The organism is Burkholderia sp. 4NA327C6 (assembly GCF_005502655.1).
In the GTDB taxonomy this organism is placed as follows: Bacteria; Pseudomonadota; Gammaproteobacteria; order Burkholderiales; family Burkholderiaceae; genus Burkholderia; species Burkholderia contaminans.
Genome location: NZ_SCNZ01000004.1, coordinates 278361 through 297332, shown reverse-complemented (window position 1 = coordinate 297332; position 18972 = coordinate 278361). Strand labels below are relative to the sequence as shown.

Below are 18972 nucleotides of genomic sequence, written 5' to 3'. Positions count from 1 at the left end.
AGCCGCGCGCCTGAACGGGCTGCGCAGCGTCACCCGATCCGCCACCACCGCGGCAGCAGATCGCGCACTTCGCGCCGGCGGTAACGGTCGTCGATCAGGTGCACGACGCCTTCGTCGTGCTCGGTGCGGATCACGCGCCCGGCCGCCTGCACGACCTTCTGCAAACCCGGATACAGGTACATGTAGTCGTAGCCGTTGCCGAAGCGCGCGTCCATCGCACGCCGCATCTGCTCGTTGACGTCGTTGACCTGCGGCAGCCCGAGCGTCGCGATGAATGCGCCGATCAGCCGCTCGCCAACGAGATCCACGCCTTCCGAGAACGCCCCGCCCAGCACCGCGAAGCCGACGCCCCGCCCGCCTGCATCGAAGCGCGCGAGAAAGGCGTCTCGCTCGCTTTCCGCCATGCCGGGCGCCTGCGCCCAGACGGGCACGTCCGGATGCCGCGTCTGCATCAGCGCGACCACGCGCCCCAGGTAGTCGAAGCTGCTCAGGAAGCCGAGGTAGTTGCCGGGCCGCGTCGCGTATTGCGCGGCGATCAGGTCGGCGATCGGTTCGAGCGAACGGTCGCGGTCGCGCCAGCGCGTCGACACGTGGCTCGCGACGCGCACCGTCAGTTGTTCGGCGCGGAACGGCCCGTCGACGTCGAGCCAGCCCGTGTCGCCGGGCAACCCGAGCGTGTCGCGATAGAAATGAAACGGGCTCAGCGTGCCCGAGAACAGCACGGTCGCGCACGCGGCTTCGTAGCGCGGCGCGAGAAAGCCGGCCGGAATCACGTTGCGCACGCACAGCGTCGACTGGACGCGGCGCCGGCGGCCGGCCGACACCACGCCGTCCAGCGCCGGCTGGCGCGGCATCGGTTCGCCGTGCAGCGTCGCGTCGAAGATCGACGCGCTGTCGAACGCTTCGGCCAGCACGCCGAACTGGATCGCCTCGAAATGAAACCGCAGCAGCGCATCGCCGTTCGCGCGCGGCGCGTCGGCCAGGTGTTCGCCGATTGCCGCGACGAGGTTCTGCACGGCCGACACGATCGGGCCCGGAATCTCCGGATACGCGGCATAGCGCTCGGCCTGCGCGCGACTGACCGAGCCCCAGGCGCGGGCGAGCCGGTCGAACGCCTTGCGCAGCGCTGCGGGCGCGACCTCGCGGGCCGCCGCGAAGGCGAACGGATCGAGCGATGCGCTGTACATCTTCCTCGCGCGATCGAGCAGGTTGTGCGCCTCGTCGACGAGCACGCCGACACGCCACTGGTTCTGCTGCGCGAGCGTGTGCAGCATCGCGCTGCCGTCGTAGTAGTAGTTGTAGTCGCCGATCACCATGTCGGACCAGCGCGCAAGCTCTTGCGACAGGTAGTACGGGCAGACGTCGTGCGCGAGCGCGGCTGCACGCACGGTCTCGCGATCGAGCAGCCCCGTCTCGATTGCCGCGTCGCGCGCGGCCGGCAGGCGGTCGTAGAAACCTTTCGCGAGCGGACACGATTCGCCGTGGCACGCGCTGTCCGGATGCTCGCATGCCTTGTCGCGCGCGACGAGCTCCAGCACGCGCAGCGGCAGCGCCGGCGTGCCGGCGCCGAGCGTCGTCGCCGCTTCGAGCGCGAGCGCGCGTCCGGGCGTTTTCGCGGTCAGGAAGTACACATGGTCGAGCTCGCCCTCGCCGCAGGCCTTCAGCAGCGGAAACACGGTGCCGAGTGTCTTGCCGATGCCGGTCGGCGCCTGCGCCATCAGGCAACGCTCGTCGCGTGCCGCGCGATAGACGGCCACCGCCAGCTCGCGCTGCCCGCTGCGGAACTGGCCGTGCGGAAACGCCAGCGCGCGCAGCGCCGCATCGCGCGCGGCGCGATGCGCCGTCTCGCGCTCGGCCCAGCCGACGAAACACGCGCACTGCTCGGCGAAGAACGTCGCGAGTTCGGCCGCCCCCAGCGTTTGCGTCAGCACCGTCTCGCGCTCGGACACGATGTCGAAATAGACGAGCGCGACGTCGATTTCCTGGAAGCCGCGCGCGTCGCACATCAGGTGCGCGTAGACCTTCGCTTGCGCCCAGTGCAGCGCACGGTGATTGGCCGGCATTGCGTCGAGGCTGCCGCGATAGGTCTTGATTTCCTCGAGACGGTTTGCCACCGGGTCGTAGCCGTCCGCGCGGCCGCGCACGGTGAGCGTGCCCCAGGTGCCCGTCAGCGCGATTTCGGTTTCGTAGCGCGCGCCGCGGTTCGACGTGACCGCACCGTGGCCGGCGATGCCTTCGAGCGCGGTCGGTGCGGGCGTGAAGCGCAGGTCGAGATCGCCGCGTCGCGCGGTGAACTCGCACATCGCCCGCACCGCGACGACATAGCTCATGCGGACAGTCCCGCCGCTTCGGCGTGCGCGACGCCCTCACCGGCCCACTCGACATCGATCACGCGCACCGGAATGCCGTGCGCGATGCAGTACGCGAGCCAGCGCGTCTGGTTGTCCTGCAGACGGTCGCCGGGGCCTTTCACCTCGATCAGCTCGTAGCGGCGCTCGCCGGGCCAGAAGCGGACGAGATCGGGCAACCCCGAGCGGTTGCTGCGGATATCCGCGAGCAGGCGCGTGAACCACAGCCGCAGGTGCTCGGGCGGCAGGCATGCGAGCGCCTCGTCGAGCAACGCGTCGGTCAGCACGCCCCAGAACACGAACGGCGATTGCAGCCCCGCCTTCGTCGCGAAATGCCGGCGGATCGTGTCGCGATAGGCGCCCGAATCGAGTTGCGCGAAGCACGCGGCAAACGCGTCCGCACGGCGCGCGACGAAATCAGGTGCGTGCAGGTCGGCAGGGCCGCGCTGGAACGGGTGGAAGAACGCACCGGGCACCGCGGCGAACACGGGTTCCCAGCACAGCAGCCCGAACAGCGAGTTGATCAGCGTGTTTTCGACGTAATGGACCGGCGAAGCCGGCTGCGCAAGATGGTCGCGTACCGCGAATTCGACGCTGACGAACGCGTCGGGGCGCGCGATCACGAGCGTCTCGCGCGGCACGTCCGCCGCGGCGGACGCACGTTCGACGCGCTGGCCGAGCCGCCGCTGCAGGCGCGGCAGCATGCGCTCGACGCGCTGGCGCTCCTCGTCGCTCTCGAAGCCGCCGCGTGCATCGAGCGCCAGCGCGAGCGCATCGTCGTCACGCCCGCAGCGTTCGAGCACGCGGATACGACGATGGCGGCTGCCGGGCCATGCGCTGCGCGCATACGCGTCGAGCGCGCCGTCCCAGTCGGCCCGGCGCTCGCACGTCTGCCCGAGCGCGAACAGCAGCTTCGCGCGCCGCGTCGCGAGCCAAGGCTGGTCGCAGCCGACCGCGTCGATGGCGCGCACCAGGTCATCGAACGGCAGATCGTCGGGCCACGCGTCGAGGGCCTCGCGGCACATCTGCAGCGCGAGATACGCGTCGACGTCGCCGCGCTGCTGGAACGCACGCGACGACGGCGCGATCGGCACGCTTTCGTACTGGAACACGCCGAGATCGGCAAGCACGAACTCGCTCCAGTCCTGATGCAGATTGCCGAAGAACATCAGGCGCAGCCGGTCGCACAGTGCGCCGACGGTCACGCGCAGCACGCGGTCGCCGGCTTGCGGGCACCACGCGTCGAGCGGCTGCGCGACGTCGTGCGCGGGCCGCAGCCGTTCGAGCCAGTCGGGCTTGCGCTCGCCCGCATGCGCGGCGAGTGCCGGGAAGATGCGCAGCAGATCGGCCTTGGTCGACAGTGCGAACAGCTCGTCGAGCGTCAGCGCGGGCGCCGGATCGACCCAGCCGAGTGCGACGAGCGGCGCGGCCGCGTCGAGCGCGCAGCCGATTTCGTCGTAGACGAGCTTGCTGGCGCGGAAGTCGGACCCGTTGCGCATCAGCATCCGCACGAGCAGCGCGCGCGACGCCTGCGGCAGCGTCGCGAACTGCCGGACGAACGCGTGCTCGTGTTCGTCGAACAGGTCGTCGTAACGCGCGCCGAGCCAGGCCAGCGCGCGTTCGAAATTGGTCAGGTAGTAAAATGCCGGGGGCGTCGGCGATGCAGGCGTCACGGGGATTGATCACTGTACATTTGTACAGGTCGGAATCATATCAAATGTGACGCCAACTGCCGCACGCCCCGTCGGCGATCAACTGCCCGCCCTGCTCAGAACTGGTAATTCACCGACATGTCGAACACGCCGTTGGTCGACTGCTGCGTGATCGGGCTACGCGCGGCGCGGCCGACGAGCTGCTCGATCGCGCCGTCGATCGTCACGAACCAGTGCTTGTTCAGGAACCAGGCCACCGTCACCCCCGCACCGACCGACTTGAGCCCGGCCCCCGACGAATAGGCGGGCAGCCCGGAACGCGCGGCGGCGCCCTGGTTCACGCCGAACCAGCTGTTCATGTAGCGCGAATCGGCGAACGACACGGTCGGCCCCGCGAACCAGAAGAAATGCTCGTTGCTGCCGGGCAGCGGCATGTACGCGGAGAAATCACCGACCCAGCCATTCGAGCCGCCGATGCTGCGCCGGATATCCGCGCGCAGCACGAGCGGAAAATCCTTCGAGATCACGTAGTCGGCCGCCAGTTTCATCACCGGTGCCGCGTTGATGTTGTCGAGGCCGTTCAGGTGCTGGATGTCGTCGGCCGAGCGGCGCCCGAGGTCGTAACCGACGGACAGGCTCACGCGCCAGTTCGGCCCGCGCAGCACGTTCGCGCCGAGCCCCTCGCCGGTCGACAGGAAGAACAGGTCGCGATAGCGGATATCGACAGTCGGGCCGCCCATCACACGATAGCGGTCGGAGCCCGCATAGCGCGGCTGCAGCGTCATCGCGGCGCCCATGCTGATATCCCAGGTGGAGACGTTCGGCTCGAACAGTTTTTGGAGCGGCACGCCCGCCGAGTATTGCCACTCGCCGAGCGGCGAAGGGGTCTGGGCCGACGCGTCGCGGACGCCGGCCGCGGTGAGCGCCGCGCAGGCCGACACGCCGGAAACGAACCGGCGTGCGCCGGGTGACAGCAAAAAGCGAGCAACGGTCATCAAGGTCCCCGTCGGTTGCGCGAAACGAACCTGAAGAAAAGCGCATTGCGCCTCTTGGGCTGCAGCGGGTGGCAGCCTGCGGCGCGAACGTAGTGTGCGCTGAATTAACGGACATCCTACGCGACACACGCGCGGACGCAAAGCGCCCGCTGCGCGCGGGCACTTTGCCGTACGCGGGGACAGTCCGGTGGAGCGAGGGGTATTCAGAATCGCTCGACGTGATAGTCGCCGGCCAGCGCGGCCGGGCTGCGCGTCGACATCATCCGCGAGAACCCGTCGGCGAGCCGACCGAGCGCGAGCTGCTTCTGGCTCGCATCCCAGTGCGTAAAGGCGTCGTACGCGGCATCGTCGAACGACACGGTGACGGCGGCCGGGCGGCCGCTGGCGCGAAAGCCGATCTGCAGCACGCCGCCCGGCAATTCCTCGATGTGATAGCGCAACGAGCGCGATTCGAAGTAGCGGCCCAGCACCTGAGCGATCGCGCGCTTGTCTGGCGATTGCACGTGAATGTCCATGAGGGTCCTCCTTTTATCAGTGTTCGCGCGGATGGTTGTGATGCATCGCCTCCCGGCATCCGCATCGGTGGCGGGTGCGCCGGCGGGTCGCCCTGCGGCAGCCCGTCCGGCACGGGCGGATCGACGGGATCGTCGTGCCCGGGCGGCGGCGGGTCCGGGTCGACATCGGGCGTCGTCGGCTCGGGGCGGTGCAGCATGGATGGCGTCTTCATGTCTCTCCTGCGCGACGGCGCGCGCATCTCGATGGCGTCGGCATTGCGAGCAATCGCCATGCCCGCTCGCGCACGCCCGGGTGCCCGCCCCGGTCGGGCGCTGCCGTGCGCTCAGTCGTCGTAGGCCGCCATCACCAGCCACATCGTGCGCCCCTCGGCGGTCAGCCGTACCGCGAGCGCGAACCGGTCGGACGGCGTGCATTCCGCGACGAGCGCCCGCTGCGCGCGCTCGGGGCCGTCGTAGACGGTGTCGTTCAGTTCGCGTACCTCGTCCTTGCCGTCGAACATGCGCCGCTCGGGCCGATAGACCAGCGACTCGCGCTTCCACGTGGCGAAGCGCTCGCGCACGTGGGCGAAATCGCCGCCGCATACGTTCGCGTCGTAACGTATTCTTTCCCTGGATGCATTCATCACGATGTCCTCTTGTCCGCGCCGGCGGCGCGCGTGGCTGCGCCGCGCCCCGTGCGGGTTCGCCCACGCGCAGGCGTCGTGCCGTCGGCCCGCGCAGGCATGGCGCTTGCGCCTGCATCCATGACCAAGGAGGTTCGACCATGACCGTTCACGCCCCCGGCCGCCACGACGCCGTGTCACCGGCTGCCGGACTGCTCTGGCTCGCCACGTCGCGCCCGCCGTCCGAAGACAAGACGGAGGAACGCATCGACGAGGGACTCGAGGAGACGTTTCCGGCCAGCGACCCGCCCGCCGTGGACGGCGCGACCCGTATCGATCCTGCCAAGCCGTCCGGCGAGCACGAACGCCGCTCGCCGCACGTCCCTTCACCGCCCCGCGATCACGGCTGACGGCGGCACCCGGCCCGCGCTGCGCAGCGGCGCAGCGGCGTGCCGGAGCAATCCGGAGTTGATGTGATGAAACGCCTTGAACGCAGATGGCATGAAATCAGCGGCGCCGCCGGCGTCGCCGCACTGGCGGCAATCGAAAGCGCAGTGGTGCTCGCGATCGTCGCGATGACGGGCATCGGCCATTGACGTCGTGCCTTGCCCGTTCACGGCTGCCGCCGTGGAAGATGTACAAGCGGGCTGGCAAATTTCTCCGTTGCCTCGCCGGCCAGGATCCGTTCACGCTGATAACGGGCCTGCGCTGGCCTCGGGCCCCGCGTGTGCGGCCCACGCGCGGCACGCCATCTGCTCCCGGAAAGTCCTGCTCACGAAGGAGGCGTTCATGTATCGCGTTACCGAGATCATGTCGCGCGACGTGGTGTGCGTCGCGCCGACCGACACGATTCGCCACGCGGCCGAACTGATGCGGCGCTTCGATATCGGCGTGCTGCCCGTTTGCGACGGCACCGAGCTCGTCGCGATCGTGACCGACCGCGACCTTGCGGTGCGCGGGCTGTCGCACGGCCATTCGTCCGATACGCCGGTGCAGGCGGTCGCGTCCAGACCCGTGCAGTGGTGCGTCGAGGACGACGGTGTCGGCGACGTCCAGCAGCGGATGGCCGACGTGCAGCTGCATCGGATGCCGGTGCTCGACCGCAACCGGCGGCTGGTCGGCATCGTGTCGCTCGGCGACATCGCGACGCGCGCGGGCGGCCCCGAGCGCGACGAGCTGGCCAATACGCTCGAGGACGTGTCGCTGCCGCGCCGGCGCTGACCGGCGTGCGTTGATACCGCGTGACCCATCCGGGTGCCGCTTCGACCAGGAGGTGTTCGATGACAACGGACAGACCGTCGCGCGACGAAACGCGCATCGTCGGCGGCAACCGCCGCAGCACGGGCGCCGGGCCGGGGCCGGACGTGATGGCCGCCCGCACGCTCGAGGGCGATCGCGTCCTGACGATGGACGGCGACGACATCGGCCAGGTCGCCGACATCATGCTCGACGTGCGCTCCGGCCGGATCGCGTATGCGGTCGTGTCGGCGGGCAGCCCGCCCGGGATCGGCGACAAGCTGCTCGCGGTGCCGTGGAACGTGCTCGTGCTCGACATCGAGCGCCGCTGCTTCGTGCTGCCCGTCGCGACCGAACGCGTGCGCGAAGCCCCCGGCTTCGACAGGAACCGCTGGCCCGCCATGGCCGATCCGGAGTGGGCCGAGGCGCTGCATGCGTACTACGGCAGCTCTCCGTACTGGCTGATCGAGGAAGGCGAAACGGCGCTCGACTCCCCGCCGTACGAGGCATCGCCGGGCGGCCCCGAAGCCCCTGAAAGACCTGACGGCGGCAAGCGGTAGCGCGATCGGCGCTCAGTGCGCGGCCGCCACCGTCTGCGCGAGTTGCCGTGCGGCGGCCAGGTGCGCCCTCAGCGTCGGCAACGTATTGGCCGCGAACGCACGAAGCTGCGGATCGCGGCCGTCCCGCGCTTCCGTTTCGTAGATCCGGATCGCCGCTTCATGCGCGCGCGGGCCCGCCAGCGCGACATAGGCCGTGTCGAACGCGTGACCTTCCTTGCTTCGCAACGCGGTCACCGCCGGATCGACGAGCATCCGCGACTGGACCGGTACGCCCTTGGTCGCGCCAAGCTGCCGCAATTCGCCGGCGATCCGTCCGTGATCGTCGACCATCCGCCGCGCGAACGCCTTCACGTCCGGGTTCGACGAGCGGTCGAGCGCGAGCTGGCTCGCCTGCCGCTCCACCTTGCCGATCATGCCGGCCTTGTCGACGAATTCGACATCGATACCGGTCGGCCGCTGCGTCATGCCGGCCTCGTCGGCCGTCGTGCCGGGGCGAATGACGCCCGGCGCGACCTGTGCCGACGAAGCGGGCAACGCCTGCGCATGAGCGAGTACGGCGATCGATGCGCCGACGGTCGCGGCGAGCACGATCGCCGCCGGCCGATGGATTCGATTCGTTTTCATCCGGACCTCCGTGGGTCGCGACGGAGCGGGCCGGCCGCGCGGGTTGCCGTTGCGTCCATCGCGCACTCCGTTCGTCATGACCGGGCGAGCGGCCACGCCGGCTGCTACCGGCCTCGCCCTTTCCGATCGTGCGCGGCGTCCGGTGCGACATCGGCGATCACGCTCGCCAGCGTCGGCATGTCCACCGGCTTGCGCAGATACGCGTCGAACCCGGCCGCCATCACGCGGTGCCGATCGGCGTTGCCGGCGTGGGCCGTGACCGCGACGACGGGCAGATGCCCGCTGCTGCCCGGCAAATGACGGATGCGGTCGAGCAGCCAGAAGCCATCGCCGTCCGGCATCGCGAGATCCGACAGCACGACGTTCGGCGCCTGCCTTTCCACCGCGTCGAGCGCGTCATGCCCCGACTGCGCGGTCGATACCTGCGCGCCCATCGTTTCGAGGGCCGCGGCGAGGCTCGCGCGCGATGTCGGATCGTCGTCGACGACGAGCACGCGCTGGCCGTCGAGCGTCACCGGCTCCGGCGTGCCCGCCGCGTGCAGCAGGTTTTCGGCCGGATCGTCGACGTCCCAGCCGGCCGGCAGCGTGACCGTGACGGTCGTCCCGCGCCCGGTACCGGGGCTCGTCGCGACGACATCGCCGCCGTGCAGTTGCGCGATGTTGCGCACGATCGACAGGCCGAGCCCGAGACCGCGCTCGGGCGACGCGAATGCGCGTTCCGGCCGGCTGAACGTCTCGAACAGGTGCGACAGGTATTCCGGCGCAATGCCCTGCCCCGTATCGGCGACCGACAGCCGCACGCGCTCGCCGGCCCGGGCCAGCGACACGACGATGCGCCCGCCCGGCGGCGTGAACTTGATCGCGTTCGACAGCAGGTTCGACAGGACCTGGCGCACGCGCTCGCGATCCGCCGGAATCACGCAGGTCGGCATCGCGTATCGGGTCGACAGCTCGAGCCCGCTCGCCCGTGCCGTCGCGTCGAGTTCACGCGTGGCATCGCGCACGACCCGCACGAGATCGACCGGCACGCGCTCGAGGCGCAACCGGCCGGTCGCGAGCGACGACGCGTCGAGCAGGTCGGCAACCATGTGCGACAGCGACCGCGCGCTGCGATCGATCGCGTCGACGGCCTGTTGCGCGAGCCCCTGGCCGTCGATGTTGCGCAGCACCTCGACCCAGCCGTAGATCACGTTCAGCGGCGTGCGCAGCTCGTGCGACACCGTGGCCAGCAGTTCGTCCTTCAGCCGGTTCGACGTGTCCGCCTGTGCGCGTGCGTCGCGCGCGCCGCGCAGCGAGCGCAGGTTGCGCCGCTCGCCGCGGCGCCGTTCGTGCGCGTCGCGCAGCGTGATCGACAGGCCCATGCAGTTGCCCTGCGCATCGACCATCGGCGATGCCGCGAAAGTCGCCCGAAAACGGCCTCCGTCGCGCCGCACGCACAGCACGTCGAGCGGACCGACCGGCGCGTGCAGGTTCGCGAACGACGCGGGCAACGGATGTCGCCGCAACCAGCGCGGCGCGATCATCGCGGCGACGTCGCGCCCGGCGGCCTGCGCCGCGTCGATGCCGAAGATCCGCCGCGCGGCCGGATTCCAGCTCGTGATCCGGCGCGCAACATCAACCGCGACGATCGCGTCGGGCGAAGCGTCGACCACACGGCGCAACAGGCTGTCGTCAGGGACGGGTACGCGTGCAGCCGGCGTCGGTTCGCGATGCGGCTCGCGGGCATCGGCGTCGCCGTCGTCATCGGGTGCGCGCAGACGATCGTTCGCGAGCAGCGGCTTCACGGCCATCACGAACATGCACTCGACGAAGCTGATCGCGACGAACGTGCCGCCCTGCGTGAGCAGCGCGGCCAGCGGCGCATCACGCCACCACAGCGTGGCGATCACGGCCATGCTCAACGCGACCGCAACCAGACCACCGCCGAACGACGTCAGCCATGCGGCAACCGCAACGCCTGCATAAAATGGCAGCGGCGCAAATGGCGCGTGCCCGCCGACGACGTGAACCGCCCACGCCTGTAGCGCAGACGCCAGCCCGACGGCCAGCACGATCCATGCACCCTGCCGTAACAACTCACGGGTCAGGGGCCTCATTGCATCCTTGCCTCGCGCCGGCTCCGGTCGCACGGCGTCATGCCGTGGGTCAACCATCCGGCCTGCCGTCGAGCGTGCCGGGCGAGCCTGATGGCCGCCGCAAACGGCATGCCTGACGCGGTTCGTCGATGGCCGCCTGCCTGACTCGCCGGCTGCCCGGGGTGCCGTGACCGGTTAAGCGCCGGCCGGTGTCGCGCGCCGCATCACTGCACGATGGTCACGATCGTTTTTTCATCGGAAGTCTGTAAAAAAGCACCGATACGACCCCGGATAGCCGGAAACGCCCTCATTCGCATCGGGAATCGATCGCCTGTCTCTTCTGTCCCCGCCGCGCACATTGGAAATTTCTATTTCGCGGCACCTTCGTGGTCGTTTTGCTGTCGATGAAAATATTGCAATCAACGGAGCGCGTGGTGCCGATTTTCAAAACGGCCCCGCCAATACCGATCCATGCCAATGGGAGAAACCGCAAACCGGTCGAAGCAGCGTGCAGACGGCCGCCGGTTGTCCGGCCGGTCCACCGCGATGCGCACGCTGCTCGGCCGCATCGAAAAGATCGCCCCGACCCGCGCCAGTGTGATGATTGCCGGCGAAAGCGGGGTCGGCAAGGATATCGTCGCGCGCCGGCTGCACGATCTCAGTGCCCGGTGCGACGGCCCGTTCGTCCCCGTGAACTGCGGCGCGATTCCGCCCGATATCGCGGAATCGCAATTGTTCGGGCACGAGAAAGGCAGCTTCACCGGTGCAATTGCGCAGCGGGAAGGCTTCTTCGAAGCCGCGCGCGGCGGCACGCTGCTGCTCGACGAGATCGCGGAAATGCCCGCACCGATGCAGGTGAAGCTGCTACGGGCGATCGAATCGAATGTGATCGTGCGGGTGGGCGGTACCGAGCCGATTCCGCTCGACGTGCGCATCGTGTCGGCCACGCGCCACAACCCGGCCGAAGCCGTGCGCGACGGCCGGCTGCGCGAAGACCTGTTCTATCGCCTCGCCGCGTTTGCGCTATACGTGCCGCCGCTGCGCCAGCGCGACACCGACATCGAGACGATCGCACTGGAATTCGTCGACGCGCTCAACGCGCGGCACCATGCGCACAAGCGGCTGACCGAGGCCGCGATCGCGGCGCTGCGCGCGTATTCGTGGCCCGGCAACGTCCGTGAGCTGCACAACACGATCGAGCGCGCCTACATCCTGGCGGACGACGGCATCGACGTCACGTTGCCGAAGCCGGCGATGGCGCCCGAACGCCTGTCGGAGAACACGATGGCGCTGCCGCTCGGCGCGACCTTGCACCATGCGCAGCAACGCTTCATCGCGGCAACGCTGCGCCACTTCGACGGCAACAAGCCGCGCGCCGCGAAAGCGCTCGGGATCAGCCTGAAAACGCTCTACAACCGGCTCGCGCTGATGCGCGACGACGGCCGCGCCTGAGCGGCGCGGCCGACTTTCCCACGAGCCGCGTCAAGCGACCTTGAACCGCCCGACCGTGGTCGCCAGCGCGTTCGCCTGCGACTGCAGCGCGGTCGCGGCGGCAGTCGACTGTTCGACGAGCGCCGCGTTCTGCTGCACCATTTCGTCGAGCTGCGTGACCGCGCGATTCACCTCCTGGATGCCGCGCGTCTGCTCGTTCGCCGCGTGCGTGATCTCGGAGATGATCGTCGTCACGTTCGACACGTTGGACACGATCTCGCGCATCGTGTCGCCCGCCTGACGCACCTGCCCGGACCCGGCCGACACGCTCGCGACCGTCGATTCGACCAGCACCTTCACTTCGCGCGCGGCCTGCGCGCTGCGTTGCGCAAGGCTGCGCACTTCCTGCGCGACGACCGCGAAGCCGCGGCCCTGCTCGCCCGCGCGCGCCGCTTCGACGGCCGCGTTCAGCGCGAGGATGTTGGTCTGGAACGCGATCCCGTCGATCACGCCGATGATGTCGCCGATGCGGCCCGAGGCTTCCTCGATCTTCTCCATCGTCGCGACGACGTCCGACACGACCACGCCGCCGTGCGACGCGATCCGCGACGCGGCCGCCGCGCGTTCGTCGGCCTGGCCGGCAGCGGCTGCCGATTGACCCACCGTCGCCGTGATCTCTTCCATCGACGCGGCCGTTTCCTCGAGGCTCGCCGCCGCCGATTCGGTGCGCGACGACAGGTCCTGGTTGCCCGCCGCGATCTCGTTCGCGGCCGTGCGCACCGATTCACTCGCATCGCGGATCTGGCGCATCACGTCGTTCAGCTTGTCGACGAAGCTGTTGAACGAGCGGGCGATGTCGGCCACTTCGTCGCGGCCGTCGGCCGGCAGGCGCTGCGTCAGGTCCCCGGCGCCCGAGCCGATCGCGGCCATGGCCTGGCGCACTTGCGACAGGCGGCGGAACGCGGTCGCGGTGATCGCGCCGATGATCAGCGACGCCACACCGACGATCACGAGCAGCGTGATCAGCGAAGCGGTCAGCAGCGAGCGCATCCCGGCCGTCGCCTCGCTCTTGTCGAGCAGCACCAGCGCGTACCAGTCCGTGCCCGGCACGGGGCGCGCGCGCACCAGCTTCGCGTCGCCGCCGACCGTCACCTCGACGGGCGCGGTCGCGGCCGCGATCGTCGCGCCGTTCGTCGCGCCGAGTTCCGGCGACACGTCGGCGACCGGCTTCAGCGTGAGCTTCGGATCCGGGTGCGCGACCACGTGGCCGTTGCTGTCGATCAACATCCCGAAACTCGCGGGGGTCGGATGAATCGACTTCACGTTCGCGATCACGGTGTCCATCGCGACGTCCGCTGCGACGACGCCCTTCAGCGCGCCGTCACGCAGGATCGGCACCGCGAACGTGACGACGAGGTTGCCCGTGCCGGCGTCGACGTACGGCGGCGTGACGACCGGCTTGCCGGCCTGCGCGGCCTGCTTGTACCACGGGCGGCCGGTCGGATCGTAGTCGGGCGGAATGCCGGTCGGGTCGGAGAAGTGGAACGCCTTGTCGGCGTAGCCCGCGTAGACGTTGGTAAAGCCGCCGGCCGTGGCCATCTGCTTGAACACCGGCAGCGGATCGGGCGTCAGTGCGGCGTCCTGCAGCGACGCGATCATCCGGCTGCGGGTGGCGACCCAGTCGGCGATCCCGACCACATGGCCGCTGGCGACGGAGGTCAGGTTGCGGTCGATCGCGTCTTCGTTGTACGAGCGCGCGATGAAATAGTTGATGAGCGTGGTGGCGACCAGCGCAAATACGACGATGGCGACGCACGCGGCAAGGATGCGAGCGCGGATGGACGAGAGCATGGCAACGACTCGGTAAGGGAGCGGGAACGCCCGGTGGACGAATTGACCGGGTAAACGGCAATCGCGCCACTTACTTGAGGCTGCTGTGACAATTCAGTGAAACGTATGACAAAACGCAAGGCGGGTTGTCAGCAGATCGTCAGGATGACCGCGATGCGCGGCGCGGTGCGTGCACCGCCCCGGACGCGACGGCAGCACCGTCGATCCCGGGCACGGCGATCAAAAAAGGCTTTGGAACGGGCCGGTTTGCTGTCGACCAACGCAGGAATGTCGATCACGATCCGGCCCCGGCCCGGCGATGGATCGTGTGACGCCCGCGGCGTCGGCCGCGGCGCTCGCCCGTCACAGGCGATGGCTCGGACGCGGATCGGCGTCCGCGGGCGGCCCGTCGGCACGCGTGTCGTCGTGGAGATCGTCCTGCCGGCGCATCCGTTCGCGCAGGTGCCGGATCGCGAATACGTGGATGTAGTCGTGCACCCGCGCGTCGGACGACAGTATGCGTACTTCGTCGTCGAGCATCGCACGCAGCTGATCCGAACCGATCGCGCGCTGTTTGGCGGCTTCCTTGAGTGAATCGAGCAAATTGTCCTTGGACATCGACGGACTCCTGACAGTCGAGGAACGAAAAGAAGAAGGTACCGGAAGATTAAAGACTGAACGGCGACGCGGCGTGCGATGCGCCGGCGCGTGTTTGCGCGCGATCAACGGCACGTTGCGTGCCGTCGTGCCGGTTCGCTCCCGAACCGGCCGCGCAAGGTCCGCGGCGCAAACTGCCCGCGAACGAGACTGGAAGCCCTGCCACGCCACCCCGGGGCGCGGCATCGGCTGACGGATGAGCGATGAAACGCTGCTCGACGCCGATGCACCCTCCAAGTTAGACCGGACGAAATCATGCGTCAAGCGACCTCCTCGACGCGCTGCCCATTCATCCGAACGAACGGGCCGGCGCGTCGCCGCGACAGCCGATCGGCCGCCCTGCGTGTCAGCGGATTCCGATAGGCGCCGCGCAATACCTGACAGCGACTTCAGCGCGCGCCGCTTGGCAGCGCATGGGCGCGACACGATACTGGTGACATGGACGAAACGTTCATACGGGTCATCGCTCAGCCGGCCGTCGAGCCGGCATGCGGGGCCTGGCGCAGGAGACCAACCATGGCACATCGCAACTTACCGGGCCGGGACGGCCAGCGGCACGCGTCGGGCAAAGCGCGCGCCCAGCCCACCCAGGCCGTGTCGGCCGGCAATCTTCCGTCCGACAATATCGACACCTTGCTTGCGCTTGCACGCGAAGCCGGGTTGCTCGTCACGCTGGACGGGCAGATCGGCCGCGAAAAGTACCAGAGCGTCGCGGGCTCGGTGCTCGCGTTGCAACGGTTCGCCGCGGCACTCTGCGCGCGGGCCGCACCCGGCGTGCCGGCCGATGCCGAGCCACGTCGCAACGCGCGCCCCGGCTGGCCGCACGCGAACCGCCTGCGCAACCGCATGTGCAGCGCGTGTACGCCGCTGCATGTCGGGCGCCAGCGTCCGCGGGTGCGCCGCGGTGTTGGCCGACGGCACGACCTCCGGTCGATGCTTCGCTTCACCTGAGCATGCAAGCATGCCGCTGTACGGCACGGGGGCCGTGCAACGGCTGCGCATCTCACAAGGTCAGCAGCGCATGCCGCACGCCGTGCCTGAGCGGCAGCGGTACGCATGCCGCGACCCTCACCGATCCGCATCGGCGCCACTGCGCGCCATCACGCATCGTGACGCGCCGTTCGACACGGCCGCCATGACGACGATTCCTGCGGGGAAGGCAATCCAGACGGGGCCAACAAAAACACGAACGAGGAAAGCGGACGGGGTGGCTTTCACCCCGCCCGTCCTCCAAGGCAACCGTAGCTGCCTACCCTCGTGCCAGAGAGTTCTCGGTCGGATGGCGCGCGGTGCATCGCACGTTGCGGCTCCGGAAATCGATGCAACGGCTGTGAAGGCACCGTCGATCACCGCCATCAACGCGCATGTTGCAGCGTGGCTGCGCGGTACATGCACGACAGACCCACTGCGTTGCCGGATGTTCCGTCAATGTCTCACGCGCGAAGTGCGCGGTTTCTGATGCAGGTCAAGCCAAGTGCGCTTCGATCGCGACACCGCGCGAATTATTCGGTACCGCGCACGAGCAGCACCGGCACCTGTGCGAGATGCGCAATGCGGCGCGCAACGCTGCCGATCAGCCAGGCGGCGATGCCGCGCCTGCCATGCGTGCCGACCACCAGCAGTTCGGCGCGCCAGTGCACGGCGTCGCGCATCAGCGCATGGGCCACGTCGTCGCTGGTCGGGCGGGTTTCAATGACACTGCGCTTGCTCGGGTTCCCGGTCGCATGGAACAGCGGGCCGATCTTCGCGAGCGCATCCTCGCCCTCCGCGCGATACGCATCCTCGAGCGCGCGCACCGGCACGATATCCGTCAGACGAACCGCGCGATCGATCACGTAGGCCGCGTACAGCAACGTCGTCGGCGTCGCGAAGCCGAGCCCGACGCGCACCGCGTGCAGCGACGGCTCGCTGCCGTCGACCGCGAACATCAGCCGCTGCAGGCCGCCGTCCGACGGCCGCGCATAGGCGGCTGGCACGATCAGCAGCGCGCAGCGCACGCGTGTCGTCAACGTGTCCGACATCGCGCCTTCGACGAGCCGCAGCAGCCCGTGATGCGGATTCGCACCGACCACCAGCACGTCCGCTTGCCATGCCGACGTATCGCTCACCAACGCATCGGCTACCGAGCCGCCCGTCACCGACGTATCGATGATGGCCTGCTCGACTTCGATGCCGCTGCCGGCGAACAACGCCGCGATCCGTTCGTTGATGGCCTGCGCTTCGCGCATCAGGTCCTCGCGCGCGGACGTCAGCAGTGCGTCGATGCGCGGGATGTCGGGCAATACGAGGCGCGGGTTGTCGATGACGCAGATGATGCGCAATCGCATGCCGGGGCGCAGCAGCGTGCGTGCATAGCGCGCGGCGGACAGCGATTCGGGCGTCGGGTCGACGGCCAGCGCGATCCGCGCAAGCGTCGGGATGGGCTGGGCAGGCTGCATGGCGAAGGCCTCCGTACGTGCGCGTCGTCGCGAAACGACGCCGGGAGCTTCGCGCGGAAGCGGCGCACGGCAGCCGAACAACCGCCGCGGTCGCGGGCGGTCACGGAAATCGGCGGGTTGCCACGCGAAGCGCGGACAATCGATTCGTCCAGCATAGATCGTCCGGCCCGCGCGTGCATGATTGCGATCAAGGGTCGCGCGGGCCCCTGCCCTTGCTGCCTACGACTTCGTCGGCACCGATGCCGCCGGACGGTTCGCGTAGAACAGCGCATACGTGATGCCGAGCAGCACGATCCATACCGGCCCGATCACGAGTGCGACGCGCGTATCGGGCGTGAACGCCATCAGCACGACGACGAGCACGAGAAAACCGAGCGCGACGAACGAACCGAGCGGATAGAACGGCACGCGGATCGGCAGGCGTGCGATCTTGTCGGCCGACAGCGTGCGGCGAAAGCGCATCTGCGCGATCAGGATCACGCACCACGTCCAGATCGCGCCGAATGTCGACACCGACGTGAGCCACGTGAACACGTGCTGCGGCGCGAGATAGTTGAGCAGCACGCCGATCAGGAGCAGCGCGACCGACACGATCACGCCGTACACCGGCACGCCGTTGCGATTGACCTTGCCGAGCGTGCTCGGCGCTTGGCCCTGCTGCGCGAGGTTGTAGAGCATCCGCGCGGTGCTGAACAGGCCGCTGTTGCACGACGACAGCGCCGCGGTCAACACGACGAAGTTGATGATGCCGGCGGCGGCCGGGATGCCGAGCCGCGAGAACGTCATCACGAACGGGCTGCCCTGCGTGCCGATCTGGTCCCACGGATACAGCGACATGATCACGAACAGCGCACCGATGTAGAAAATCAGCACGCGCCAGAACACCGAGTTCACGGCCTTCGTCAGCGACTTCTCCGGGTTGCGCGCCTCGCCGGCGGTGAGGCCGAGCATTTCGACGCCGAGATACGCGAACATCACGATCGGCAACGCGGCGACCACGCCATTGATGCCGTTCGGCATGAAGCCGCCGTGCGCCCACAGGTTCGACAGGCCGATCGCGACACCGCCGTTGCCGATGCCGAACGCGATCATCAGCCCGCCGCCGATGATCATCAGCACGATCGTGACGATCTTGATCAGCGCGAACCAGAACTCGAATTCACCGTACAGCTTGACCGCGATGAAGTTCACCGAGCCCATCGCCATGAGCGCCGCGAGCGCCCAGATCCAGTTCGGCACGCCGGGGAACCACATGTGCATGTAGACGCCGACCGCCGTGATTTCCGCCATGCAGGTGACGATCCACACGAACCAGTAGGTCCAGCCGGTCAGATAGCCGGCGAGCGGCCCGAGGTAATCGCGTGCGTAGCGGCTGAACGCGCCGGCGACGGGATTGGCGATCGCCATCTCGCCGAGTGCGCGCATGATCAGGAAAATGGCGACGCCGCCCAGCAGATAGGTCAGCAGGATGGCCGGGCCGGCGACGCGGATCGCGGTGGCCGAGCCGAGGAACAGGCCGACGCCGATCGTCGCGCCGAGCGCCATCAGGTTGATGTGCCGCTCTTCCAGCCCGCGGTGCAACTGGTCTTCTGGTTGTGTCAAGTCCGTCTCCTGGCAGCCGCGAACGGGCCGCCGTCATTGTCGATATCAATGCGCGACCGTTCATGCCGATCCCGGCATGCCGAAAACGAAATAATCTCCGCCGTCGTTTTCCAAATAAGAAACGACACGGATACTGCGTCAATCCGATTGGAATCGCCGCGGATTATCCGTATGTTCCGGAACAATCCGGAAAACGGATCGGGCCTTTCACGGAATACGCCCGCGCGGCCCGTGTGACGCGGCTGTGCGCGTGACGGACGGCGACGGGATCAATCGCTTTCGGCGCGAACGAACACGCGTCGAATGTGCGCGATCAGGCGCACGCAATATGCAGGCGGGATTATAGGGAGGATCAGCGGTTTCGCGCCAGTCGATTTTCGGAAGAATCGCAGGGTTTGAAACCGGTA

16 protein-coding genes and 1 pseudogene are annotated in these 18972 nt (G+C 68.6%); 5 read left to right on the top strand and 12 right to left on the bottom strand.

Translation table 11 applies throughout. The features are described from left to right. Positions 1-29 precede the first annotated feature (29 nt). The 5 genes from FFS49_RS06535 to FFS49_RS06515 all read right to left on the bottom strand — a co-directional run bounded on the left by FFS49_RS06535 (position 30) and on the right by FFS49_RS06515 (position 6133). Positions 30-2330: an ATP-dependent DNA helicase gene (locus tag FFS49_RS06535; protein WP_105815257.1), complete on the bottom strand. Its 2301-nt coding sequence runs from the start codon at positions 2328-2330 to the stop codon at positions 30-32. Then, complete coding sequence (locus FFS49_RS06530; RefSeq protein ID WP_105815258.1) at positions 2327-4021, bottom strand: VRR-NUC domain-containing protein; 1695 nt, start codon at positions 4019-4021, stop codon at positions 2327-2329. The genes FFS49_RS06535 and FFS49_RS06530 overlap by 4 nt, the downstream gene beginning before the upstream one ends. A gap of 95 nt (positions 4022-4116) precedes the next feature. Continuing rightward, positions 4117-4995 (bottom strand): MipA/OmpV family protein, encoded by an 879-nt coding sequence (locus FFS49_RS06525; RefSeq protein WP_039367428.1) that lies wholly within the window; start codon positions 4993-4995, stop codon positions 4117-4119. A 203-nt stretch (positions 4996-5198) separates the two neighbouring features. Beyond that, on the bottom strand, positions 5199-5510 hold the full coding sequence (locus FFS49_RS06520; protein WP_039367425.1) for a hypothetical protein: 312 nt from the start codon (positions 5508-5510) through the stop codon (positions 5199-5201). Positions 5511-5833: 323 nt separating this feature from the next. Further along, a complete protein-coding gene (locus tag FFS49_RS06515; protein ID WP_071332607.1) occupies positions 5834-6133 on the bottom strand; it encodes a hypothetical protein in 300 nt (99 codons plus the stop codon). A gap of 140 nt (positions 6134-6273) precedes the next feature. On the opposite strand from FFS49_RS06515, the gene FFS49_RS06510 reads away from it, so the two are divergent. The 3 genes from FFS49_RS06510 (at position 6274) to FFS49_RS06500 (ending at position 7908) form a co-directional block, all read left to right on the top strand. After that, complete coding sequence (locus FFS49_RS06510) at positions 6274-6522, top strand: hypothetical protein (RefSeq protein WP_105815259.1); 249 nt, start codon at positions 6274-6276, stop codon at positions 6520-6522. 379 nt (positions 6523-6901) lie between these two features. Then, positions 6902-7333 (top strand): CBS domain-containing protein, encoded by a 432-nt coding sequence (locus tag FFS49_RS06505; RefSeq protein ID WP_039367417.1) that lies wholly within the window; start codon positions 6902-6904, stop codon positions 7331-7333. 59 nt (positions 7334-7392) lie between these two features. Next, positions 7393-7908 (top strand): PRC-barrel domain-containing protein, encoded by a 516-nt coding sequence (locus FFS49_RS06500; RefSeq protein ID WP_047850007.1) that lies wholly within the window; start codon positions 7393-7395, stop codon positions 7906-7908. A gap of 12 nt (positions 7909-7920) precedes the next feature. Here the strand turns inward: FFS49_RS06500 and FFS49_RS06495 are convergent, their stop codons facing one another. Together FFS49_RS06495 and FFS49_RS06490 are read right to left on the bottom strand one after the other, a co-directional pair. Beyond that, positions 7921-8532, bottom strand: coding sequence for a DUF4142 domain-containing protein (locus FFS49_RS06495; RefSeq protein ID WP_105815260.1), 612 nt, complete (start codon positions 8530-8532; stop codon positions 7921-7923). Between the two features lie 104 nt (positions 8533-8636). Next, entirely contained in the window at positions 8637-10628 is a 1992-nt protein-coding gene (locus FFS49_RS06490) for an ATP-binding protein (protein ID WP_105815261.1), read from the bottom strand. 383 nt (positions 10629-11011) lie between these two features. Here FFS49_RS06490 and FFS49_RS06485 point away from each other — a divergent pair. Beyond that, positions 11012-12059 (top strand): annotated as a pseudogene (locus FFS49_RS06485) (sigma-54 dependent transcriptional regulator). A 30-nt stretch (positions 12060-12089) separates the two neighbouring features. Here the strand turns inward: FFS49_RS06485 and FFS49_RS06480 are convergent. Beyond that, positions 12090-13889: a methyl-accepting chemotaxis protein gene (locus FFS49_RS06480; RefSeq protein ID WP_039367407.1), complete on the bottom strand. Its 1800-nt coding sequence runs from the start codon at positions 13887-13889 to the stop codon at positions 12090-12092. Positions 13890-14231: 342 nt separating this feature from the next. Beyond that, positions 14232-14486 (bottom strand): DUF3562 domain-containing protein, encoded by a 255-nt coding sequence (locus tag FFS49_RS06475; protein ID WP_039367404.1) that lies wholly within the window; start codon positions 14484-14486, stop codon positions 14232-14234. A 555-nt stretch (positions 14487-15041) separates the two neighbouring features. On the opposite strand from FFS49_RS06475, the gene FFS49_RS06470 reads away from it, so the two are divergent. Next, complete coding sequence (locus FFS49_RS06470; protein WP_105815263.1) at positions 15042-15476, top strand: hypothetical protein; 435 nt, start codon at positions 15042-15044, stop codon at positions 15474-15476. A 117-nt stretch (positions 15477-15593) separates the two neighbouring features. Here FFS49_RS06470 and FFS49_RS41905 read toward each other — a convergent pair whose 3' ends face one another. From FFS49_RS41905 to FFS49_RS06460, 3 genes are all read right to left on the bottom strand, one after another. Continuing rightward, positions 15594-15743: a hypothetical protein gene (locus tag FFS49_RS41905; RefSeq protein WP_171026726.1), complete on the bottom strand. Its 150-nt coding sequence runs from the start codon at positions 15741-15743 to the stop codon at positions 15594-15596. Between the two features lie 284 nt (positions 15744-16027). Next, positions 16028-16963: a universal stress protein gene (locus FFS49_RS06465; RefSeq protein WP_105815264.1), complete on the bottom strand. Its 936-nt coding sequence runs from the start codon at positions 16961-16963 to the stop codon at positions 16028-16030. 219 nt (positions 16964-17182) lie between these two features. Then, positions 17183-18565 carry an amino acid permease gene (locus tag FFS49_RS06460; RefSeq protein WP_105815265.1) on the bottom strand — a complete coding sequence of 461 codons (1383 nt, stop codon included), beginning with the start codon at positions 18563-18565 and terminating at the stop codon, positions 17183-17185. Between the last annotated feature and the right edge of the window lie 407 nt (positions 18566-18972).